At 37.5% G+C, this 23,037-nt stretch carries 29 protein-coding genes and 1 riboswitch; of the genes, 27 read left to right on the top strand and 2 right to left on the bottom strand.

From position 1 onward, the window contains the following. Window positions 1-3: 3 nt before the first annotated feature. The 5 genes from CER22_RS08480 to CER22_RS08455 all read left to right on the top strand — a co-directional run bounded on the left by CER22_RS08480 (window position 4) and on the right by CER22_RS08455 (window position 3,356). Entirely contained in the window at window positions 4-561 is a 558-nt protein-coding gene (locus CER22_RS08480; protein WP_087986011.1) for a TetR/AcrR family transcriptional regulator, read from the top strand. Between the two features lie 115 nt (window positions 562-676). Further along, window positions 677-862, top strand: a complete 186-nt coding sequence (locus CER22_RS08475; protein ID WP_001180550.1) for a hypothetical protein — start codon at window positions 677-679, stop codon at window positions 860-862. Between the two features lie 13 nt (window positions 863-875). Further along, window positions 876-1,124 carry a spore coat protein gene (locus CER22_RS08470; RefSeq protein WP_088608557.1) on the top strand — a complete coding sequence of 83 codons (249 nt, stop codon included), beginning with the start codon at window positions 876-878 and terminating at the stop codon, window positions 1,122-1,124. 245 nt (window positions 1,125-1,369) lie between these two features. Next, window positions 1,370-2,320, top strand: coding sequence for an L-lactate dehydrogenase (locus CER22_RS08460; RefSeq protein WP_088608556.1), 951 nt, complete (start codon window positions 1,370-1,372; stop codon window positions 2,318-2,320). Window positions 2,321-2,342: 22 nt separating this feature from the next. After that, window positions 2,343-3,356 carry a PTS transporter subunit IIC gene (locus CER22_RS08455; RefSeq protein WP_000666174.1) on the top strand — a complete coding sequence of 338 codons (1,014 nt, stop codon included), beginning with the start codon at window positions 2,343-2,345 and terminating at the stop codon, window positions 3,354-3,356. 55 nt (window positions 3,357-3,411) lie between these two features. Here the strand turns inward: CER22_RS08455 and CER22_RS08450 are convergent, their stop codons facing one another. Next, on the bottom strand, window positions 3,412-4,059 hold the full coding sequence (locus tag CER22_RS08450) for a phosphatase PAP2 family protein (protein WP_048542336.1): 648 nt from the start codon (window positions 4,057-4,059) through the stop codon (window positions 3,412-3,414). A gap of 143 nt (window positions 4,060-4,202) precedes the next feature. Between CER22_RS08450 and CER22_RS08445 the strand changes: the two genes are divergently transcribed. The 21 genes from CER22_RS08445 to yunB all read left to right on the top strand — a co-directional run bounded on the left by CER22_RS08445 (window position 4,203) and on the right by yunB (window position 20,917). After that, on the top strand, window positions 4,203-4,730 hold the full coding sequence (locus CER22_RS08445; RefSeq protein WP_088608555.1) for a hypothetical protein: 528 nt from the start codon (window positions 4,203-4,205) through the stop codon (window positions 4,728-4,730). A gap of 55 nt (window positions 4,731-4,785) precedes the next feature. Beyond that, window positions 4,786-4,899, top strand: coding sequence for a tail length tape measure protein (locus CER22_RS08440; protein ID WP_088064738.1), 114 nt, complete (start codon window positions 4,786-4,788; stop codon window positions 4,897-4,899). A 260-nt stretch (window positions 4,900-5,159) separates the two neighbouring features. Then, window positions 5,160-5,402 carry a DUF3937 family protein gene (locus tag CER22_RS08430; RefSeq protein WP_141542775.1) on the top strand — a complete coding sequence of 81 codons (243 nt, stop codon included), beginning with the start codon at window positions 5,160-5,162 and terminating at the stop codon, window positions 5,400-5,402. A 608-nt stretch (window positions 5,403-6,010) separates the two neighbouring features. Then, a complete protein-coding gene (locus CER22_RS08425; protein ID WP_000218969.1) occupies window positions 6,011-6,376 on the top strand; it encodes an arsenate reductase family protein in 366 nt (121 codons plus the stop codon). 41 nt (window positions 6,377-6,417) lie between these two features. Beyond that, window positions 6,418-6,801, top strand: coding sequence for a glycine cleavage system protein GcvH (gcvH, locus tag CER22_RS08420; RefSeq protein ID WP_000026896.1), 384 nt, complete (start codon window positions 6,418-6,420; stop codon window positions 6,799-6,801). 56 nt (window positions 6,802-6,857) lie between these two features. Further along, complete coding sequence (locus CER22_RS33000; RefSeq protein ID WP_179211911.1) at window positions 6,858-7,187, top strand: hypothetical protein; 330 nt, start codon at window positions 6,858-6,860, stop codon at window positions 7,185-7,187. Window positions 7,188-7,268: 81 nt separating this feature from the next. After that, complete coding sequence (locus CER22_RS08415; RefSeq protein ID WP_000640866.1) at window positions 7,269-7,613, top strand: toprim domain-containing protein; 345 nt, start codon at window positions 7,269-7,271, stop codon at window positions 7,611-7,613. Window positions 7,614-7,616: 3 nt separating this feature from the next. Continuing rightward, complete coding sequence (locus tag CER22_RS08410; RefSeq protein ID WP_088608553.1) at window positions 7,617-7,925, top strand: thioredoxin family protein; 309 nt, start codon at window positions 7,617-7,619, stop codon at window positions 7,923-7,925. Window positions 7,926-8,079: 154 nt separating this feature from the next. After that, window positions 8,080-8,424 carry a hypothetical protein gene (locus CER22_RS08405; RefSeq protein ID WP_000781217.1) on the top strand — a complete coding sequence of 115 codons (345 nt, stop codon included), beginning with the start codon at window positions 8,080-8,082 and terminating at the stop codon, window positions 8,422-8,424. Window positions 8,425-8,549: 125 nt separating this feature from the next. Continuing rightward, window positions 8,550-8,657: riboswitch (SAM riboswitch) on the top strand. A 299-nt stretch (window positions 8,658-8,956) separates the two neighbouring features. After that, window positions 8,957-9,982, top strand: a complete 1,026-nt coding sequence (locus tag CER22_RS08400; protein WP_000601756.1) for a methionine ABC transporter ATP-binding protein — start codon at window positions 8,957-8,959, stop codon at window positions 9,980-9,982. After that, window positions 9,975-10,640, top strand: coding sequence for a methionine ABC transporter permease (locus CER22_RS08395; RefSeq protein ID WP_000359548.1), 666 nt, complete (start codon window positions 9,975-9,977; stop codon window positions 10,638-10,640). Before CER22_RS08400 ends, CER22_RS08395 begins: the two co-directional genes overlap by 8 nt. Window positions 10,641-10,664: 24 nt before the next feature. Next, window positions 10,665-11,477: a methionine ABC transporter substrate-binding lipoprotein MetQ gene (gene metQ, locus CER22_RS08390; RefSeq protein ID WP_000735093.1), complete on the top strand. Its 813-nt coding sequence runs from the start codon at window positions 10,665-10,667 to the stop codon at window positions 11,475-11,477. Between the two features lie 71 nt (window positions 11,478-11,548). Continuing rightward, window positions 11,549-12,355 (top strand): methionine ABC transporter substrate-binding lipoprotein MetQ, encoded by an 807-nt coding sequence (metQ, locus tag CER22_RS08385; protein WP_000722406.1) that lies wholly within the window; start codon window positions 11,549-11,551, stop codon window positions 12,353-12,355. 238 nt (window positions 12,356-12,593) lie between these two features. After that, on the top strand, window positions 12,594-13,379 hold the full coding sequence (gene sufC, locus CER22_RS08380) for a Fe-S cluster assembly ATPase SufC (protein WP_000929162.1): 786 nt from the start codon (window positions 12,594-12,596) through the stop codon (window positions 13,377-13,379). Window positions 13,380-13,394: 15 nt separating this feature from the next. Beyond that, complete coding sequence (gene sufD, locus CER22_RS08375; protein ID WP_088064731.1) at window positions 13,395-14,687, top strand: Fe-S cluster assembly protein SufD; 1,293 nt, start codon at window positions 13,395-13,397, stop codon at window positions 14,685-14,687. After that, the gene (sufS, locus tag CER22_RS08370) at window positions 14,687-15,907 is read left to right on the top strand and encodes a cysteine desulfurase SufS (protein WP_001020765.1); all 1,221 of its coding nucleotides are present in this window, start codon (window positions 14,687-14,689) and stop codon (window positions 15,905-15,907) included. Before sufD ends, sufS begins: the two co-directional genes overlap by 1 nt. Further along, entirely contained in the window at window positions 15,897-16,328 is a 432-nt protein-coding gene (gene sufU, locus CER22_RS08365; RefSeq protein ID WP_000009525.1) for a Fe-S cluster assembly sulfur transfer protein SufU, read from the top strand. The genes sufS and sufU overlap by 11 nt, the downstream gene beginning before the upstream one ends. A 48-nt stretch (window positions 16,329-16,376) precedes the next feature. Further along, complete coding sequence (gene sufB, locus CER22_RS08360; RefSeq protein WP_001118829.1) at window positions 16,377-17,774, top strand: Fe-S cluster assembly protein SufB; 1,398 nt, start codon at window positions 16,377-16,379, stop codon at window positions 17,772-17,774. 573 nt (window positions 17,775-18,347) lie between these two features. Continuing rightward, complete coding sequence (locus CER22_RS08350; protein WP_206773191.1) at window positions 18,348-19,763, top strand: bifunctional metallophosphatase/5'-nucleotidase; 1,416 nt, start codon at window positions 18,348-18,350, stop codon at window positions 19,761-19,763. Window positions 19,764-19,828: 65 nt separating this feature from the next. After that, window positions 19,829-20,131 (top strand): YunC family protein, encoded by a 303-nt coding sequence (locus CER22_RS08345; RefSeq protein WP_000248463.1) that lies wholly within the window; start codon window positions 19,829-19,831, stop codon window positions 20,129-20,131. Window positions 20,132-20,185: 54 nt separating this feature from the next. After that, window positions 20,186-20,917, top strand: coding sequence for a sporulation protein YunB (yunB, locus tag CER22_RS08340; protein WP_046954393.1), 732 nt, complete (start codon window positions 20,186-20,188; stop codon window positions 20,915-20,917). 36 nt (window positions 20,918-20,953) lie between these two features. On the opposite strand, the gene CER22_RS08335 is transcribed toward yunB, so the two are convergent. Beyond that, window positions 20,954-21,937 carry a M23 family metallopeptidase gene (locus tag CER22_RS08335; protein ID WP_000944677.1) on the bottom strand — a complete coding sequence of 328 codons (984 nt, stop codon included), beginning with the start codon at window positions 21,935-21,937 and terminating at the stop codon, window positions 20,954-20,956. Window positions 21,938-22,126: 189 nt separating this feature from the next. Here CER22_RS08335 and lipA point away from each other — a divergent pair, with 189 nt between their 5' ends. Beyond that, window positions 22,127-23,023, top strand: coding sequence for a lipoyl synthase (gene lipA, locus CER22_RS08330; RefSeq protein ID WP_000166369.1), 897 nt, complete (start codon window positions 22,127-22,129; stop codon window positions 23,021-23,023). The last annotated feature ends 14 nt before the right edge of the window (window positions 23,024-23,037 follow it).

Raw genomic sequence — 23,037 nt, 5'->3', positions numbered from 1 at the left:
TTTATGTCACCAAGAATCGGACTTACATTACAGAAAATTGTAGAAACAGCAGCAGAAATTGCAGATACAAATGGAATACAAGAAGTAACGTTAGCTTCATTAGCGCAAACATTAGGGGTACGTTCCCCCTCGCTATACAATCATGTGAAAGGTTTACAAGATGTACGGAAAAATCTTGGCATTTACGGAATCAAACAGCTGTATAACAGACTGGAAGAAGCGGCCGAGGGTAAACGGATGGATGAAGCAATTCATGCTTTGGGAGAAGCGTATGTAGCATTCGTACGCAAACATCCTGGACTGTATGAAGCAACTTTTTTACGAGATGAAGAAGTAAGAAAAGCAGGTGACGGAATTGTAAAGCTTTGTCTTCATGTTTTACAACAATACGGCTTAGAAGGAGAGAATGCACTTCATGCGACGCGTGGATTCAGAAGTATTTGTCACGGGTTTGCGTCGATTGAACAGCAAGGGGGATTTGGTCTACCGTTAGATTTGGATATAAGTTTACATGTATTATTGGAAACGTTTATTAAAGGATTACATGTAATAAAAGATTGAATAAGAAGAGAGACAGTCAGCAACCTTAGGAGAAATTCTAAGGTTTTTTAGTGTATATGATTTCAAAAGAACAGAATACTAAAGGAGAATGTATGAAGAAAGGTAGGAGTATTCTATGCAAAATTTAACAGAGCTTGAAGTAGAAAACTTACGCCATTTAATTGGTGGACATGCAACAATTATTAATAAGTTAGACCAGTACGCACAGGCTTGTACAGATCCACAACTGAAACAAATGCTACAAAAGGATGCACAAGATGCACGAAATACGAAACAGCAATTGATGACTTTTCTAGGATAGGAGGAAGCGACAGATGAATGAAAAAGATATGGTAAATGATTATTTAGCAGGATTGAATGCAAGTTTAACAAGTTATGCAAATTATATTTCTCAGTCTGATAATGAACAGTTACATCAAACGTTAATCCAAATTCGTAATCAGGATGAGATGCGTCAACGTAATATGTATGAGTACGCAAAGCAAAAGAGTTATTATAAGCCAGCTGCACCTGCTAACCCAATGGTTGTACAGCAATTAAAAGGTCAATTAAGTGCGGAATAATGGGATGAAGAAACGAGCGAATGAAGTCGCTCGTTTTTTTGTTTTGGGCATGTCAATAAATATATAATAAATATTTTTTAAGTTGTAACAAATATGACGAAAATGGAATATAACAATTCACAAAAAGGACAAAAGTTTGCTCAATATTTCACAAAGCATCCATGGTTTATATCGTGGGAATCTCTATAATTAGGAGTGTAAAGAACAAAAGAAATAGATTATATGATCAATTAGGAGAGATTGCTATGAAAAGAAATACAAGAAAAATTGCAATTATCGGTACTGGATTAGTTGGATCAAGTTGTGCATATTCCATTGTAAATCAAGGCATTTGCGAAGAACTATTATTAATTGATATAAATCATGAACGTGCAGTTGGGGAAGCAATGGATTTATCACACTGCATTAACTTTACAAATACAAGAACAAAAGTATATGCAGGAAGCTATGAAGACTGCAAAGATATGGACATCGTTATTATTACAGCAGGACCAGCACCAAAACCTGGACAAAGTCGCTTAGATACTTTAGGAGCGAGTGCGAAGATTATGGAAAGCATTGTTGGCGGCGTAATGGAAAGTGGATTTGATGGTATTTTCTTACTTGCATCGAACCCAGTTGATATTATTACATATCAAGTGTGGAAATTATCTGGATTACCTAGAAATCGTGTGATCGGTACTGGTACATCACTAGATTCTTCTCGCTTAAGAACAATTTTATCTGAAATGTTGCATGTAGATCCTCGTAGTATTCATGGGTATTCTCTAGGAGAACATGGTGATTCTCAAATGGTTGCTTGGTCTCACGTAACTGTTGGCGGAAAGCCGATTCTACAAATTTTAGAAGAGAAAAAAGACCGATTTGGTGAAATAGATTTAGATGAAATTGTTGAGAAGACTGCAAAAGCTGGATGGGAAATTTATAAACGAAAAGGTACTACTTATTACGGAATCGGAAATTCTCTAGCATATATTGCGAGCTCAATCTTTAACGATGATTACCGTGTCATTGCTGTATCAGCTATTTTAGATGGGGAGTACGGTGAGTATGATATTTGTACAGGAGTGCCAGCTATTATTACTAGAGATGGTATAAAAGAAATTGTAGAACTAAACTTAACAGAGGATGAAGAGTCTCGATTCGCAAAATCAAACGATATTTTACGTGATTATATGAAAACAATTGGTTACTAACTTATAGGAGAAGGTGAAACAAATGAAGGAATATATAATGTCTCGTGTATTTAAAGCATCTGCTGGAATCGCACAAGGTATTTTCGTATCCCTTGGAATTGGTTTACTAATCGAAAATATAGGAAGAATTGTTGATATTCCGTTGCTTATTACAATCGGAGTTGTTGCAAAATCGCTTATGGCACCAGCCATTGGTGCCGGAATTGCCTTTATGCTCGGTGCAAATGGTCTTGTAATCTTCTCGGCTATGGTAGCTGGAGCGATTGGTGCTGGATCCATTTCAATTACTGAAGCAGGTCTAATTATTAAAACAGGTGAGCCAATCGGTGCATTATTAACAGCGACTTTAGCTGTATATATTGGTAAACGTTTAAGTGGAAAAACTGCGTTAGATATGATGCTCGTTCCATTTGCAGCAATATTAGGTTCTGGTTTAGTTGGTATTTGGTTATCTCATAATATTACTCCTGTTTTAAATACAATTGGAGCATTCATTAAAGATAGCTCAGCTGGTAGCCCGTTCATCGCTTCTATTGTTATTGCAGTCGTTTGGGGACTATTACTTATCTCTCCAGCTTCATCAGCTGCGTTAGCGATCGCACTTAGCTTAGACGGTGTTGCAGGTGGTGCTGCTCTTGCAGGCTGCGTTGCTCAGTTTATCGGATTCTCTGTAATCTCAGCGAAAGAAAATAATTTAGGCGGCATATTAGCTCAAGCGCTTTGTACTCCGAAAGTACAGTTGCCAAATATCACTAAAAATCCAATGATTCTCGTCCCAACTGTCGTCGCCAGTGCTATAGTTGGTCCAGTATCCGCATTAATTTTCCAACTAGAAGCAGGAAAAGAAATTGCAGGTCTTGGATTAAGTTCTCTTATCGCACCAATTAATTTAATTTCTAGCGAAGGATGGGAAGTTGTCCCAGCGATGGTAATCACTTATATCATCATTCCAGTAGCTGTTTCTTATATACTTTACATTGCTCTTAAAAAAGCAGGTCGTATTCACTCTGGTGATATGACTGTACCGCAATCTTAAATTGAAAATCTCCTTTTATATAGAGAAAAGCAGACTGGAAGCTACAGTCTGCTTTTTACATTTTGTGATTTTGTTTTACTGGAACACGTACAGTTTCTTTTGCTAATAAAAGCTGAACGCCGAAGTAAAGTATGCTTGCAAGCGTCATTCCAGAAATGGCGTCTACAAATGCGTGTTGCTTCGTAAATAGCGTTGATAAAATAATAAGCGTACCGAAGAAGGTAAGAATATAATATTCAAAAGCATGTTGTTCTCTACGTTTAAAGGCAGCTAGCATAATCACAAAGGTAGTAAGAACGTGAATGCTAGGGAAACAGTTTACCGGTTGGTCGATACTATAAATATAGCGGACTAGTTCGGAAAATACGTCGGATCCAACGACTGTTGGACGTGGTACAGTTGTCTGCCAAAAATAATAAATAGAAAAACAAGCAAGTTTTCCAAGAATTATACTACTTAAAGTGACATAATATTGTTTTCGATTCGCAAAGCAATAATAAATAAGTGCGCCGTATAAGTAAGGAAACCAAAGTAAATAAGGAATAATAAATGCTTTCACAAATGGAATCCAATCATCTACTACAGTTGTGACATCTACTGCGTGTACAGTAGATTTATTTAATACATCGTAAAGGGGACTTACGAGTACGAGTAGAAGTATATAACTTAACGGAAGAAAAGATGAAAGTTTAAATTTCTTCATGATAATCTCCTATGTTTAGTAATGTAAATAAATTCAATTGATTATAATATAGAAACGTCATTTGAGCTATCGATTTTACTTACATTTTCTTGAATTCACCTTACGTTTTTGTCACTTGACTTAAAAGAAGGGGAGGGTGCTGAATGAAGCGTTTATCGTATTTCTTATTTTTTATATTGATATGCCTAGTCAGTGCGGGGTGTGCAAAGGATAAAGAAGGAGAGAAATTAGAATATAACGGAAGAGCACTCGTAATTGGAGTTATTGGAGAAAAGCCGAAAGATACGTTTAGGAATATAAAGTTTGAGGAAATGAAGTTAGAGGAACTGGAAAAGAAATCTAAGGAAGTGGATGGTTTTTTTATAATGAAAGATCACTTTCAAGAAGCCTCAAAAGAGCAGTATAAAAATGTATTTTCATCGCTAAAGAAACCAGTATTTTTTATCGGTTTGCAAGATAAATCATATTCAACGTTTATTACAAAGGGGATAGAGTATAACAGTGCACGAAAAGATGTAAATGCTATGTATACGCAAGGCTTTGCAAATATCGGAAGTGGTGAAGGACAACAATGGGCAGTCGGTTTGTCCAATGGTGGAAATACTGAAGAAAGTATTCATAATATGTATATCGTCGTATTTCAAACAATTGCAGATTATTTGAATAGATGATGAAGGAGCCTGTAAACGAGGCTTCTTATTTTTTTATGTAGAAGCATATAACAATGTGATTGAGAAGCTCACGAAAGCTTTACAATGTATGCCAGATGCATTCGCTGCTGTAATGATACCGATTTATAATTTTATATCAGCTATTGCAGATTTAATTATAAAGTTTTAATGAAGCGCATCCAGGAAGCGGTTATATAGTGGTTCAAATGATTTCGTTATTTATGCGATTACTTGTTGGGATTGCTAAAGCTATTTTCTCCTACACTAGTAGGGCCTTTTTATTAACAGTAATTCCTCAATATGCAAGAAATATGCAAGTATGCATATTGTATTTATTTGGATATTTTCGTATGTTAAAATTAAATATAAGGATTTTTGTATGTAACGAACTGAAATCAGAAATACCCAATTAATTTTGAGAGGTGTTACATGTTTACAAATAAGAAATTAATTCGAATGGGTCTAACATTACTTGTATGTTTATTTGTAATTGAGTTTACAATCGGTTATTTTCAAGCATATCTTGAATCAACGGCAGGTATTAAATGGTTAATATCAGACACTTGGAAAACTATTTTGTTAGATGCCCCTGAAAGTATATTGGTTATTTTAGGCGCAATTGCTTTATATGATTTCACAAAAGAAACATCGCAAAAAGACGCATCCATTTAGATACGTCTTTTTTCTTTGCAGTAATTTCTTCAACATCATGGCATACTCTCACTATTACGGTCAAAATCGTTAGTTCCTTTTATCTGTACATCTTTGTCATGTAAAGTGTTTCCAGGTTTTGTGACTATAGGATGAAATGGTTAAATAAATGTTGGTTTGAGATGTATGTTCGGTAGGAAGAAACCGATGCAGCCCAAGGGTTAGAAAAGAAAAATAGGGAGCTAATCAAACGTTTGTTTAAGATGTATGTTCGGTAGGAAGAAACCGATGCAATTCAACGGTTAACAAAGAAAAATGTGGAATTAATCAAACGTTTGTTTAAGATGTATGTTCGGTAGGAAGAAACCGATGTAGCCCAAGAGTTAGCAAAGAAAAATAGGGAGTTAATCAAACGTTTGTTTAAGATATATGTTCGGCGAGTGATGAGAGAAGAATCTAAAAAAATATATATTTATTTTTTCTTAACAAATGGCGGGAAAATAAGGAAAATTCGCAGGATTATTAAAATTTATCACGAAATAAGTAAAAGTTTAGCGAATAATCGTTTGAAATAATAAAACGTTTTCTATATGATAAAGGTAAAGGTTAGTAAAAAAGTAGGTGAATTTATGACAGTAACATTTTATTCATATCCAAAGTGTGGCACATGTCAAAAAGCAAAGAAATGGTTTGAGGCAAACGATGTAGCATATGAGATGATTCATATTGTTGAAAATCCACCATCAAAAGAAGATTTACGTAATTTACATGAAAAAAGTGAATTACCATTAAAAAAATTCTTTAATACAAGTGGAATGCGTTACCGCGAACTTGGTCTGAAAGATAAGTTAAAGGATGCAAGTGAAGACGAAATGTACGAACTTTTAGCATCTGATGGCATGTTGATTAAACGTCCAATCGTAACAAATGGAACGAATGTAACACTTGGTTTTAACGAAGAGCAGTTTGAAAGTGTGTGGAAAAAGTACCAATAAGGTATTTTTACATAATTAATACATTCACTGGAGGTACAGTCATGAGCATTCCAAATAATTTACGTTACTCTGAAGAACACGAATGGGTAAAAACTGAAGGTAATGAAGTTGTTATCGGTATTACTCACTTTGCACAAGGTGAGCTAGGCGATATCGTATTCGTTGAACTTCCTGAAGTAGGTGCAACAATCGAAGCTGACGAGCCATTCGGAAGCGTAGAATCTGTTAAAACAGTTTCTGAGTTATACGCACCTGTAAGTGGTAAAGTTGTAGCAGTAAACGAAGAATTAAGTGACCAACCAGAACTTGTTAACGAATCTCCATACGAGGGTGCATGGATGGTTAAAGTTGAACTTTCTGATGCAAGCCAAGTTGAGAAGTTATTAACTGCAGAAAAATATGCAGAAATGACAAACCAAGACTAATTATAGTCGACTAAAGGACAGCCTTTGTGCTGTCCTTTTTTATTTTGTGTAAAATAATGAACGTAGAATCATATACTAATTATCGTGTAGGAGAACGTTTTTTGAAAAAACTATTTCGTTTAATTTTTTATTGTCCAGCTCCAGCGGCTAGATTGTTCGGTGGCTTCGCTTCTTCCTACAAGGCAAAAAGCGCCTTTACGTCAGAAGCTCCATCCCCCTCACAATCTGAACGAGCCGCTTCCGCTTTTCTTTGTGATCCAGCTCCAGCGGCTAGAACAGTCGGTCATTTCACTCCTTCACTTGAGGCAAAAAGCGCCTCTAGTTCAGGAGTTCCAATGTCCTCTTGTTCTGAGCAAGCCGCTTCCGCTTTTCTTTTGCAAAAATAAACAGGAAACAACATGAAAATAACGAATATACTATATACTAAGTTAAAGGTTGTATAGTATATGGTGATCGGGTGATGACATATGATTTATGTAGAAAAAGTCATTATTGTAGAAGGTAAATCAGATAGAAGAAAGATTGAATCTATTATTCGTGAACCGGTGGAAATTGTTTGTACAAATGGTACAATTGGTTTATCGAAAATGGATGAGCTCATTGATCAGTTTTTTGATAAGGAAGTGTATGTACTAGTGGATGCTGATGATGCTGGAGAAAAGTTAAGGAAGCAATTTCGAAAAGAATTTCCGCAAGCAGAGCATATTTACATTGATCGCTCGTACCGAGAAGTGGCAACTGCGCCATCTTCACACTTAGCAAATGTATTATGGGGAGCTGACATTGACGTTTATACAGAATATTTACGGTAAGGAATGATAGAAGTGATTGATTGGACAGGAGCCGAAGCTACAGCCCTAATAGAGAACGAAGAAAAAACAGTGTTATATGTATATACTCCAATGTGTGGAACATGCCAATTAGCAAAAAAGATGTTAACAGTTGTTGAGATGACAATTGAAGACCTCCAAATTGGAATGTTAGATTTAAATTATGCTCCGCATTTAGCGAAAGAGTATGGAATCGAAAGTGTACCGTGTTTACTTGTTTTTGAAAATGGGACACTCATGAAGAAGATATATGCATTTCATTCGGTTGAATATTTATATAAGGAATTAAAGTAGGCGGCAAAGTTTTTGCCGCCTCGACATATTTCTCGGGAAATATGTCGAGATGCAGGGTGGTTACAGTATTTGTCGAGCGAAAGTAACAGGATTGCTCTTTAGTGAGAGGGAATGGTATGTGTAATAGAAAGTGATATGAAGGATGTGATTTAGGGTGAAATTATATTCTTTGCTGCAATCATTTGTAAATTACGCTAATGGTCAATATCATTTAGAGCCGCTTTTAAGACAAGGAGAAAAAACTGTTAATTTCCGCTTTGGAGATGAAAGTTGTTCGTTACAAATTTCAAGAGATTATATAGAGCTGCTACATGAGGAAAGAGGAACGGAGCAAATCGTTTGTGTAGATGAGGAAGATGTAAAACAATTGGTGAATGGAAATGTACGATTGCAAATGCTAATGAACGATGGACGTGTACAATATTCGGGAACGTATCGAACGATGCTATTAGTTGAATCGATGTTCCATATATGTAAACCGATGTCAGTAGGCGCTTAAAATTCTGAAGTTTCATTTTTTGCGAAAATTTCTGTTGACATGGTGTGTGGATATTGATACAATTCAATTCATAAAATATAGACAATTTCATAAATTACAAATCAGACGAAAATGTAATCTGATTTCTCTTATCAAGAGAGGTGGAGGGACTGTGCCCTGTGAAGCCCGGCAACCGTCAACTTATGTTGAAATGGTGCCAATTCCTGCAAAGCAAATGCTTTGAGAGATGAGAGAGAGGGATAATGTTGTTATATACGCATATAAACCTTTCTGCTTCTCTAAAGCGGAAAGGTTTTTTTATTGTTTGAATGTGGAGGACATTCAAACAATAAAAGTAGTGATAATGGTGGACTACACGCATTAAAAATAAAAAATTGCGGAGTCGACCAAAAATCTAGCTTCAGCGGCTAGAACAGTCGGTCGTTTCATCCCTTCCTATGAGGCAAAAAGCACCTCTACGTCAGGGATTCGGGCGTCCTCTTGTTCTAAACGAGCCGCTTACGCTTTTTAAACAAAAAAAGGGGTGAACATCATGATCTTGTTAGAAAATGTAAAGAAAATATATAAAGCAAAAAGCGGTGATGTCACTGCTGTAGATAATGCCAATTTAAAAATAGACAAAGGTGAAATATTTGGTGTGATCGGATATAGTGGCGCTGGGAAAAGTTCTTTAATCAGATTATTCAATCAGTTAGAGAAACCAACTTCTGGCCAAATTACAATTGCAAATCGTGTGATTTCAGCAATTACAGGGAGTGAACTTCGTAAGGCAAGGCAAGAAATCGGAATGATTTTTCAGCACTTCAACTTACTTTGGTCACGAACTGTACGCGAAAATATCGAGTTCCCACTTGAAATTGCAGGTGTTGATAAGGCGAAGAGAAGAAAACGAGTGGATGAGTTAATTCATCTTGTTGGATTAGAAGGAAGAGGGGACGCGTATCCATCTCAGCTGAGCGGAGGACAAAAGCAACGCGTTGGTATTGCAAGAGCATTAGCTAACAATCCACAAGTGCTTTTATGTGATGAAGCGACATCAGCTCTTGATCCAGAAACGACAGATCAAATTTTAGATTTATTATTAGATATTAATAAGCGTCTCGGTTTAACAATTGTACTCATTACACACGAGATGCACGTGATTCGAAAGATTTGTAATCGAGTGGCGGTAATGGAGAAAGGGAAGATTGTAGAAACGGGTCCAGTACTTGATGTATTCCGCAATCCGCAGAAAGACATTACAAAGCGATTTGTACAGCAGTTAACGGATTCTGAAGATACAAATGAAACGATTGAAAGTTTAATTGAAAAGTATCCAGATGGTAAAGTAGTTCGTTTACAATTTATCGGTGAAGCTGTAGAAAGACCAGTACTTCAAAGATTAATGCAACGCAGTGATATAGAAGTTAGCATTTTGCAAGGAAACATCGCCCAAACAAATAACGGCTCTTACGGTAGTTTAGTTGTTCATTTAAATGGTGAGGAAACAGCGATTCAGCAAGCAATAGAGGGAATACATCAAGATCAAGTAGAGCTGGAGGTGATTGCACATGGATAAGTTACTCACAAATATTGATTGGAATCAAATGTTAGAAGCAACTGGTGAAACGTTATATATGACGGCAATCGCAGCTCTTGCCACATTTGTTTTAGGACTAATTTTAGGATTGTTACTCTTTATGACAGCGAAAGATAATTTATGGGAAAACAAATCGGTTAACACGGCGATTGGAGCGTTCGTAAACATCTTCCGCTCGATACCGTTCATCATTTTAATCATTTTATTAATCCCATTCACAAAGATTCTGCTTGGAACAATTCTTGGAGCGAGTGCAGCACTGCCAGCTTTAATTATTGGAGCGGCACCGTTTTACGCGAGAATGGTTGAAATTGCACTTCGTGAAATTGATAAAGGTGTAATTGAAGCTTCAAAAGCAATGGGAGCAAAAACAAGCACTATTATTTTGAAAGTATTAATTCCAGAATCGTTACCAGCATTAGTATCGGGTATTACGGTTACAACAATCGCTTTAGTAGGCTATACAGCAATGGCGGGGGTTGTTGGTGCTGGTGGCCTTGGAACACTTGCTTATTTAGAAGGATTCCAGCGAGGAAATAACGATGTAACAATCGTTGCGACAATTTGTGTATTACTAGTGGTATTTTTCATTCAGTGGATTGGTGATAGTGTAACGACTCGAATAGATAAACGATAATAAAAAAACAGGAGGATGTTTCAAATGAAAAAATTATTACTTACAGCACTTATTTCAACTTCTATTTTTGGGTTAGCTGCTTGTGGCGGGAAAGATAAAGATGAAAAGAAACTAGTTGTGGGGGCTTCTAACGTGCCGCACGCTGAAATTTTAGAAAAGGCAAAACCGTTACTTGAGAAAAAAGGAATTGAATTAGAAGTGAAAAAGTTCCAAGATTACGTGTTACCAAATAAATCGTTAGCGGATAAGGATTTAGATGCAAACTACTTCCAGCACATTCCGTATTTAGAAAAAGAAATGAAAGATAAAAAATATGATTTTGAAATAGCAGGGAAAATTCACTTGGAACCAATTGGTGTATATTCTCAAAAATATAAGAGCTTAAAAGAACTTCCAGACGGGGCGACAATTATTATGAGTAATTCCGTTACTGACCATGGACGTGGTTTAGCAATTTTACAAAAAGAAGGCATTTTAAAAATTAAAGACGGAGTAGATCCAGTTAGTGCAACTCCAAAAGATATTGCAGATAATCCGAAAAACTTAAAGTTCAAAACGGATATCGAGCCTGGTTTGTTACCACAAGTGTATAACAATAAAGAAGGCGACGCTGTTTTAATTAACTCGAACTATGCAATTGATGCGAAATTAAATCCAGAAAAAGATGCAATTGCAATTGAAGGTGATGATTCTCCATACGCAAACGTATTAGTGGTTCGTAAAGGTGATAAAGATAAAAAAGGGATTAAAGAGCTTGTAGAAGTATTGCATTCTAAAGAAATCGAAGACTTTATTAATAAAGAATATAAAGGAGCGGTTGTTCCTGTAAAAGAATAATTGCTGAAAAGAGCTGGTGTATGCCAGCCTTTTTTATAACTACATAACTATAGGGGAGAAGGGGACATCATATGAAAAAGATTCTATTGTCAGTTGTTACAGCGCTATCTGTATTTACATTAGCTGCTTGCGGAGGGAAAGAAGAGAATAAGCTTGTTGTGGGAGCTTCTAACGTGCCGCATGCTGTTATTTTAGAAAAGGCACAGCCGATACTAGAGAAAAAGGGCATTAAATTAGAGATTAAAAAGTTTCAGGATTATGTTTTGCCGAATAAAGCGTTAGCGGATAAGGAAATTGATGCGAACTACTTCCAACACATTCCTTACTTAGATAAAGAAATTCAAGAAAAGGGATATAAAATTGTAAACGCAGGAAAAATCCATTTAGAGCCAATGGGCATTTATTCTAAGAAGTATAAAAGTTTAAAAGAATTGCCAGATGGCGGAACAGTTATTATGAGTAATAACGTAGCGGAGCGTGGCCGTATGCTCGCATTGTTACAAAAAGGTGGCGTTATTAAATTAAAAGACGGTGTAGATGTTGTTAAAGCAACAGTAAAAGATGTTGTAGAAAATCCGAAAAACTTAAAGTTTAAAACAGATGTAGAACCGGGACTTTCACCGAAGCTATATGAAAATAATGAAGGTGATGCTTTATTCATTAATTCAAACTACGCAATTGATGCGAAATTAAATCCAACAAAGGATGCAATTGCGATTGAAGGATCAGACTCTCCGTATGCAAATATTATTGCAGTTCGTAAAGGTGACGAGAAGAAAAAAGAAATTAAAGAACTAGTAGAAGTACTGCATTCAAAAGAAATTCAAGATTTTATTAATAAAGAATATAAAGGTGCTGTACTTCCGGTAAGTGAATAAATATAAGGGAAGGACTGGAAAATTACCAGTCCTTTTTTCTTTATATAAATAAGAAGAAAGGTGTATCATATAAAGATGCAAGGGAAATACTTATATACATTTGTGAAAAAATTGTTACTTTTTTTCGTCGTTTGCGATATCATTTTATTTGATATAAAATTAGAATGAGAATAAAATGAGAATATGAACGTTTTAGGAATTTTTAAAATGTATATAGAGGATTAATGGAGGTATTGAGATGGCTGGTTCTACATTAACGGTTAAAGACTTACACGTATCAATCGACGGTAAAGAAATTTTAAAAGGTGTAAACCTTGAAGTAAAAGGTGGAGAAATCCACGCAATTATGGGACCTAACGGAACAGGTAAATCAACTTTATCTTCTGCAATTATGGGTCACCCAAAATATGAAGTAACAGAAGGTAGCATCATCATCGACGGTGAAGATGTATTAGAAATGGAAGTAGATGAGCGCGCACAAGCAGGTCTATTTCTAGCAATGCAATATCCAAGTGAAATTAGCGGAGTAACAAACGCTGACTTCTTACGTTCTGCAATTAACGCACGTCGTGAAGAAGGCGATGAAATTTCTCTTATGAAATTTATCCGTACTTTAGATAAAAACATGGAATTCCTAGAAATGGATCCAGAAATGGCACAACGTTACTTAAACGAAGGTTTCTCTGGTGGAGAGAAAAAACGTAACGAAATTCTTCAATTAATGATGATTGAGCCAAAAATCGCAATCTTAGATGAAATCGACTCAGGTCTTGATATCGATGCATTAAAAGTTGTATCTAAAGGTATTAACCAAATGCGTGGCGAAGAGTTCGGTTGCCTAATGATTACGCATTACCAACGTTTATTAAACTACATCACTCCAGACTTCGTTCACGTTATGATGAACGGTCGTATCGTTAAATCTGGTGGCCCTGAGCTTGCACAACGTCTAGAAGCTGAAGGTTACGACTGGATTAAAAAAGAATTAGGTATTGAAGACGAAACAGCAGAGCAAGAAGCGTAAGAGAGGAGCATAAACATGACAATCGGTACATTACCTTTCGATCAAGAAACAATCCGTCAGCGCGCAAGCGAAGTAAACGAAGCTGCTTGGTTGACTGAGTTCCGCTTACAAGCTCTTGCACAAGCAACTGAACTTCCAATGCCAACGCCTGATAAAACGAAAATTGAAAAATGGGACTTTATCGGAAAAGGCGACGCTGCTAAGCAAGAGCCTGTAAGTTCTTTAACAGAGCTTCCAGAAGCAGTGAAAAACTTAATCGATGAAAATAACAGCGTATTAGTACAACGTACTGGTACAACTGCATTCGTTTCTTTAGCAGACGAAGCAAAAGAAAAAGGTGTTATTTTTACAGACATCCTAACAGCTGCAACAGAGCATGCTGAACTATTACAAAAGTATTTAATGAAAGACGGCGTGAAGGTAGACGAGCATCGTTTAACTGCACTTCATGCTGCATTAATCAACGGCGGTGCATTTGTATATGTTCCGAAAAACGTTGTTCTTGAAACTCCACTTCAAGCTGTATTCTTAGTAGACGGCGAAGAAGCTAACGTATATAACCACGTATTATTCGTAGCTGATGCGAACAGTACTGCAACTTATGTAGAAAACTACGTTGCAAATGAAAATGCTAAAGGTATTGCAAATATCGTAGCAGAAGTAATCGTGGAACAAGGCGCACAAGTGAAATTTGGTGCGGTTGATCTATTAGCAAAAGACGTAACAACTTACGTTAACCGCCGCGGTGTTGTTGGACGCGACGGCCGCATTGATTGGGCTCTAGGCCTTATGAATGACGGAAACACAATTTCAGAGAACGTTACGAATTTAATGGGCGACGGATCATATGCTGATACGAAAACAGTAACAATTGGTCGTGGTAACCAAACACAAAACTTTACAACTAAAGTTGTTCACTTCGGTAAACACTCTGAAGGTTGGATTTTAAAACACGGTGTACAAAAAGATAGTGCAACATCTATCTTTAACGGAATTGGTAAGATTGAACACGGTGCATCTAAATCAAATGCACAACAATCTTCTCGCGTTCTTATGTTAGATGAAAAAGCTCGCGGTGATGCAAACCCAATTCTTTTAATCGACGAAGATGATGTAATGGCAGGTCACGCAGCTTCAGTAGGCCGCGTAGATCCGTACCAATTATACTACTTGATGAGCCGTGGTATTCCAAAACGCGAAGCAGAACGTTTAGTCATCCATGGATTCTTAGCACCTGTAGTAAATGAGCTTCCAATTGAAGGAGTAAAGGCACAGCTTGTTGAGGTAATTGAAAGGAAAGTTCGCTAATGAATATTCATGAAATACGCAAACAGTTTCCAATTCTTGATCAAAAAGTGAACGGCAAACAACTTGTATATTTCGATAGTGCAGCAACTTCTCAAAAACCAATTCAAGTCATTGAAACGTTAGAACGTTACTATAAAGAATATAATTCTAACGTGCATCGCGGTGTTCATACGCTCGGTACGAAAGCTACCGACGCGTATGAAGGTGCACGCGAGAAAGTTCGCAAGTTTATTAACGCGAAATCAATGGAAGAGATTATTTTCACGCGCGGAACGACAACTGCATTAAATACAGTAGCGGCTAGCTATGGTCTTGAAAATGTAAAAGAAGGCGATGAAATCGTTATTTCTTACATGGAGCACCATAGTAACATCATTCCGTGGCAACAAGTTGCGAAGAAAACTGGTGCAACTTTAAAATACCTTCCGCTTCAACCAGACGGTACAATTTCTTTAGAAGATGTTCGTCAAACAGTTACACCGAATACAAAAATCGTTTCTATTATGCAAGTATCAAACGTACTTGGAACGATTAACCCTGTAAAAGAAATCGGAGCAATCGCACATGAAAACGGTGCAATCATGATCGTTGATGGAGCACAAAGTGCACCTCATATGAAAGTGGATGTACAAGATTTAAACTGTGATTTCTACGCATTATCTGCTCATAAGATGTGCGGACCTACAGGTATCGGCGTATTATATGGTAAAAAAGAATTGCTGAACAATATGGAGCCAATTGAATTTGGCGGCGAAATGATTGATTTCGTAGATTTACAAGAATCTACTTGGAAAGAGCTTCCGTGGAAGTTTGAAGCAGGTACACCGATTATCGGTAATGCAATCGGACTTGGTGCGGCAATTGATTTCCTAGAAGAAATCGGTCTTCATAATATTGAAAAGCATGAACATGAATTAGCGCAATATGCTTTAGAAAGACTATCAGAAGTAGATGGCGTTACAATTTATGGTCCAAAGCATCGCGCTGGTCTTGTTACATTTAATATTGAAGACGTACATCCTCATGATGTAGCAACTGTATTAGATGTAGAAGGCATTGCGGTTCGCGCAGGACACCACTGTGCACAACCGCTTATGAAGTGGCTGAAAGCTTCTTCTACAGCACGTGCGAGCTTCTATTTATATAATACAAAAGAAGAAATTGATACATTTGTTGAATCACTAATCAAGACAAAGGAGTATTTCACAAATGTCATTTAATAATTTAGATACGTTATACCGTCAAGTTATTATGGATCATTATAAGAATCCTCGTAACAATGGCGTGTTAGAAGATAGTGTTACTGTTAACTTGAACAATCCAACTTGCGGCGATCGTATTCAACTTACGATGAAAGTAGAAGAAGGTATTGTACAAGAGGCGAAGTTTGAAGGAGAAGGGTGTTCTATCTCAATGTCTTCAGCTTCGATGATGACACAAGCAGTAAAAGGTAAGAAAATTGAAGAGGCACTTCAGCTTTCTAAAATTTTCTCTGACATGATGCTAGGAAAAGAGTACGATGACAGCATTGATTTAGGAGATATTGAAGCATTACAAGGCGTATGCAAGTTCCCTGCACGTATTAAATGTGCAACATTAGCGTGGAAAGCGTTAGAAAAGGGCTTAAACGAAGATAAGTAATGTTAAAGGTTCCTAAAAACGAGGTTATCTAAGGAGGGACACACCAACATGGCGAAGCAACTGCCAGATATCGGCGATTATAAATATGGTTTCAAAGACAAAGACGTTTCGATTTTCCGTGCTGGACGCGGTTTAACAAAAGAAATCGTTGAAGAGATTTCACGTATGAAAGAAGAACCACAGTGGATGTTAGACTTCCGTTTAAAATCACTGGATAAGTTCTATGAAATGCCAATGCCACAATGGGGCGGCGACTTAAACGACTTAGATTTCGATGAAATTACGTACTACGTAAAACCATCTGAGAAATCTGAGAAGTCTTGGGATGAAGTACCTGAGGAAATTAAAGCGACATTTGATAAATTAGGTATTCCTGAAGCTGAGCAAAAATATCTAGCTGGTGTATCTGCACAGTACGAATCTGAAGTTGTATACCACAACATGAAAGAAGACCTAGAAGCTCTAGGAATCGTCTTCAAAGATACAGATAGCGCATTAAAAGAGAACGAAGATATTTTCCGTGAGCATTTCGGAAAAGTAATCCCACCAACAGACAACAAATTCTCTGCATTAAACTCTGCAGTTTGGTCTGGTGGATCATTCATCTACGTTCCAAAAGGTATTAAAGTGGATACACCACTTCAAGCGTACTTCCGTATTAACTCTGAAAATATGGGACAATTCGAGCGTACGCTTATCATCGTAGACGAAGGCGCACACGTACACTACGTAGAAGGTTGTACAGCACCTGTTTACACGACTAACTCACTTCACAGTGCGGTAGTAGAGATCATCATTAAGAAAGATGCATATTGCCGTTATACAACAATCCAAAACTGGGCGAACAACGTATACAACCTAGTTACAAAACGTGCGGTTTGTGAAGAAAACGCAACGATGGAATGGATTGACGGTAACATCGGATCTAAATTAACGATGAAATACCCAGCAGTTATCTTAAAAGGCGAAGGCGCTCGTGGTTTAACATTATCTATCGCGATTGCTGGTAAAGGCCAACATCAAGATGCTGGTGCGAAAATGATTCACTTAGCACCAAACACGTCTTCAACAATCGTTTCTAAATCGATTGCGAAGCATGGTGGTAAAGTAACTTACCGTGGTATCGTACAATTCGGACCAAAAGCGAAAAACTCTCGCTCTAACATCGAGTGTGACACGTTAATCATGGATAACCAATCTACATCTGATACAATTCCTTACAACGAAATCAAAAACGATTACGTTTCACTTGAACACGAAGCGAAAGTATCGAAAGTATCAGAAGAACAATTATTCTACCTAATGAGCCGCGGTATTTCTGAGCAAGAAGCTACAGAAATGATCGTAATGGGCTTCATCGAGCCATTCACTCGCGAACTTCCAATGGAATACGCAGTTGAAATGAACCGCCTAATCAAGTTTGAGATGGAAGGTTCTATTGGTTAATATATGTATGAAGAAAGCGCCCTGCACAGCAGGGCGCTTTCTTATGTTGTGCTGGGGTCGATTCAGTTTAGGTCAGTCTGGTATACCCAGGCTAGTATTCAGCTGAATATATTAGCGATTATTCAAATATATCGACCACAACTCGTAATATATCAGCGATTATTGCAATATATCGACGATTCGACAAGGGATATCGACTTATCGACAAAGTAAGACAAAAGAAATTCCGTATATACCCCACAACATGTTGTAGGAAAAGAGACCGACTGGAAGTAAAGCAAAGATACTGACAAATCCACTGACAATCTATTGGAAAATGCAATTGAAGCCCACCTACCGAACTCTCTGTTAAACTTTTTGACAAATCCCCGGAACCCCAACAAATCCCCCGTTCAATCATCTAAAACCCTTCCACACACTAGAAAAAGTTTTCTTATCAAAAAGGACAATCTTTTGCTTTTTCTTATAATGCGAGTACAATGTAAAATAGCAAGAAAAGACGAAAAGTATTTACAGGATTATTGCGTACGTGTAGCGTAAATGGCAGTAAGGAACTGAGAGGAGGTTTTTTCTCTGAATATAAATAAAGAAACAATCATCCACCTTTATCATACAAACGATATACATAGTCATTTTGAAAATTGGCCGCAAATTTCTCGGTTTGTACAAGGGGAGAAAAAGCGAAGACAGGAAGCGGGAGAGACCGTTTTGACGGTTGATATCGGCGATCATGTGGATCGTTTTCATAGTATTTCGGAAGCGACGAATGGACTTGGCAATACGAAGCTTTTGAATGAGGCGTTATATGATTATGTAACGATCGGAAATAATGAAGGAATTACGTTAGCGAAGGAGCATTTGAATCGTCTATATGATGCTGCTGGATTTGAGGTGCTCGTCGCGAATTTATTTGAAAAAGAAGGGGTACGTCCAGCGTGGGCAAAGCCTTATAAATTACATACAACGACAGATGGAATTACGATTGCTTTTATCGGATTAACAGTAGCGTATCCAGAGTTTTATCATATGCTCGATTGGCATATTGAAGATCCGCTTATCCATTTAGAGTCTATTTTAGAAGAAGTGCGAGATGAGGCTCATATTACGGTTGTCCTTTCTCATCTTGGAAAAAGCATGGATGAGTATATGGCAGAGCATTATGATATAGATGTTATTTTAGGTGCACATACGCACCATTTATTTGAGCGTGGCATTCTTATGAATAATACTTTACTTTGTTGTTGTGAAAAGTGGGGACGTTACGTTGGGCACGTTCAGCTTACTGTGGATAAAGAGACGAAGAAGCTGTTGAAAAAGGACGGTAGAGCGATTAAGACAGAACGTTTAGGTGCTTATAGCAAAACGTTATCCACAATTGAATTGCTGCAGGAAGAAAGTAAACAGATTATGGCAGAGCCTGTCGTTCATTTAAAGGAATCTTTACCAGTCGATTGGTTTCATGAGACGGCATTTTCGCACATGTTAGCAAATGCGCTGAAAACGTGGTGCGGTGCAGAAATTGGAATGGTGAACGCTGGTGTGCTATTAGAGGGATTAAATGAAGGTGTTGTGACGCGCGGAGATATTCACAGAATTTGTCCACATCCAATTAATCCATGTTTATTAAAAGTGCCGGGGAAAACGTTAAGAGAAGTTATTTTGAAAGCACGTCGCCCGAATATGGAGAACCTTGAGGTAAAAGGATTCGGATTTCGTGGAAAAGTGATGGGGAAAATGATTTACGCTGGTGTCGAAGTCATTCCAGATATGATTCCTGGGAATAAAATTTTACTGGAAGATGTATTGATTAACGGGGAATCGCTGGAATTAGATCGTATATATACGGTAGGAACGATTGATATGTTTACATTCGGATACTTATACCCAGAGCTATCCACACTTTCTGACAAACAATATTATATGCCAGAGTTACTCAGAGATGTGTTAACAGACGTGTTGATAACTCATACATCTTCCGTCAAACTATAGGCTAGTTAACTTGTAACACTCATTTTTCTCTTGTCATACAGATAAGAAAGAGAGGAGTGTGAACTATGGTTAATGTGGAGCCAATTATAATCGATAATTATACGTTTATTGCGGTTAGCGTCAAACTTCCAAAGACAAATTTGCTAGCTGTAATGAGCGATAAAGGATATATTATGTGCGGTGCATTAGATGTAGGTCTTTTAAATGAGAAGTTAGGTGATCGAGGAATTATTGCTGGCCGTGCGGTTGGTGTAAGAACGATTGAACAACTTCTTGAAGCGCCGCTAGAATCAGTAACGATTGAGGCCGAAGCATTAGGTATTACGGCAGGCACAATCGGAAAAGAAGCATTATTAAAAATGAGATAAGCATATATCGTCCCTCCTTCTTGCATAGAAATGATATAAGAAGGAGGTTTTTTTATGAGTATATTTCGTTCGAAAAATTCGCGGTTTCGAAGGGGACCAATTTCCTTTCGGCACATACTGCTTATGTCGTTTATTCTTTTTGTCATATTACTCGTGCAAGGATTATGGATTGTGAATAAAAGCATTCAGCCGACATTACTTAAATATGGGGAAGTAGAGACGCATAAAATGGCGACAGCGGTTATGACGAAGGCGGTAAAAGATAGAATTAATGAAGGGTTTGATGTCGATTCATTAATGAAAGTACAAAATGATAAAAACGGAAAAGTATCCACAATTAATTTAAATACAAAGCAAGTAAATGAAATCGTAACGTCAACGACCACATACATAGAAAAATATTTACAGCAAGTAGAACAAGGTGATTTGAAGGGGCTAGGTATTTCTGAAAAAAATGGAGCAACGATGGCAGTTCCTTTTGGTCGTGTAACGGATAATGCGCTTCTTGGAAATATAGGTCCCGATATTCCAATTGATTTCACGACGATTGGTCATGTGAATACGGATATTAAACAAAAAATTGAACCGCACGGGATCAATACGACAGCGATTCAAATTATTATGGAGATGGAAGTCACGTTGCAAGTGATTATTCCATTTCATACGAAAGAAATAAAGGTAAAACAAGATGTTCCGATTGCAACGCGTATTGTTCAAGGGGAAGTGCCTACTTATTATGGAAGTGGGAGTGTTGTTGTACCTGATAAAAAGAAAACGGATAGTTAGCCGAATTAAAAAAATAACCGTAGCAATATGCTACGGTTATCGTTTTGTATTCGTGCGTTCTTTTCGCTCCCAAAGACTTAAATGCATGTATGGATCGAAAGCCCATTCTGTATAACCATTGTCTTTATACATACCGAAATGTAGGTGGGGCGGGAATTTTCCAGCTGTGCCGGGAGGGCCGTAACCGGTGCTACCGACAAATCCGATTACTTTTCCTGGTTCGACAATTTGTCCAAGCTGTATTTCTTTTGAGAATCCGCCTAAATGAGCGTAATAATGGTAATTATTATGAAGGTCGCGAATACCGATGCGCCATCCGCCAAGACGGTTCCAGCCTTTTGTTTCAATAATGCCATAGCAAGTAGATCTTACTGGTACACCATAGCCTGCAAAAATATCAGTTCCTTCATGAACTCTCCTTCCCCCAAAACTTCTTCCAGCACCGAAAGTACTACGGTAGCTATGGTCACTACGAATCGGAAGAGGGAAAGCATTTCCTTCTAAATTAATACGTCCGTAATGTTTATAAATTTGGGCGTATTCGGTAATTAATTCAACTGTTTTCGCACGTCTATAATATTCCCAAAGCATAATGTGAACACGGTCTTCGGACGTTCCTTGTTTCTTTAAAATTGTCGCTGCTGTATGCAGAAGATCACGGTCGTTATTTGCGTTTGCAAATCCATCTTTGTCACCATCTAAACCCAATCCGCCAAATAGAGAAATTGTATGGGGGAGAGTGTCGTTACCATTAACGGGACCAGCCCATATTTCTGGTTTGAAATAAAGGGAGATAATGGCATCTGGTTTTTTCGGAATATCTTTTCTTACGCTCCGTATATTTCTTTCGTATTGATCCATTGCAGCTAAGTAATACCACGGAATGCCTGAAGATTGCTCGGTTTCTTTATATAGTGCCATGCGCTTTTCGTATATGCTTTGCTGATTATCTTCACCGTAAGCGATATTTTGGTGGAGAAGAAAGCAAATCGAAAGCAAAAGAGAAATTTTTCGAAGCATGAAATAGACTCCTTTCACAACATCACTCTTTTTAGTGTGGGATATACGGAGTATTTCATTATAGGGAACGATTGGAAAAAATCTTAGAATCTTCATTTGAGCAAATCGCTTTCATACGTTAGAATAGATATGTTACATTGAAAGAAGCGAACACGGTAAATTATTTCATATTGTGCGGAGTTGATAACCATGACAAAACAAACAGAATATAAGCGCAAGCCCGAATGGTTGAAAATTAAGTTAAACACGAATGAAAACTATACAGGCTTAAAGAAAATGATGCGTTCTAAGAATCTTCATACAGTTTGTGAGGAAGCAAAATGTCCGAATATTCATGAATGCTGGGCTGTAAGAAAAACAGCAACATTTATGATTTTAGGTGCGGTTTGTACACGTGCTTGTCGTTTTTGTGCGGTTAAAACAGGCTTACCAACTGAGCTTGATTTACAAGAGCCAGAACGCGTAGCAGATTCTGTAGTACAAATGGGCTTAAAGCACGTTGTTATAACAGCGGTTGCACGTGATGATTTAAAGGACGGGGGAGCAGCTGTTTTTGCTGAAACAGTACGCGCTGTACGTCGTAAAAATCCATTTACGTCAATCGAAGTATTACCATCTGATATGGGTGGAGTAGAAGAAAACTTAAAAATGTTAATGGATGCAAAACCAGATATTTTAAACCATAACATTGAAACAGTACGTCGATTATCTGACCGAGTTCGCGCTAGAGCAAAATATGATCGTTCATTAGAGTTTTTACGTCGAGCAAAAGAAATGCAGCCTGATATTCCAACTAAATCGAGCATTATGGTGGGCTTAGGTGAAACGAGAGAAGATTTAATTGAAGCGATGGATGACTTACGTGCAAACAATGTGGATATTTTAACTCTTGGACAATACCTACAGCCATCTAAGAAGCATTTACCAGTTCTTAAATATTACCCACCAGCAGAATTTGCAGAGCTTAAAGAAATTGCACTTAGCAAAGGCTTTAGCCACTGTGAAGCTGGCCCACTTGTGCGTTCTTCTTACCATGCGGACGAGCAGGTTCGTTCTGCAAAAGAAAAAACAGCAGAAGCAAAATAATGAAAAAAGAGAGC

The sequence above is a fragment of the Bacillus sp. K2I17 genome, from assembly GCF_002209985.1.
Classification (GTDB): domain Bacteria; phylum Bacillota; class Bacilli; order Bacillales; family Bacillaceae_G; genus Bacillus_A; species Bacillus_A wiedmannii.
The sequence above is the reverse complement of the archived record's forward strand: the minus strand, read 5'-3'. Positions and strand labels throughout refer to the sequence as shown.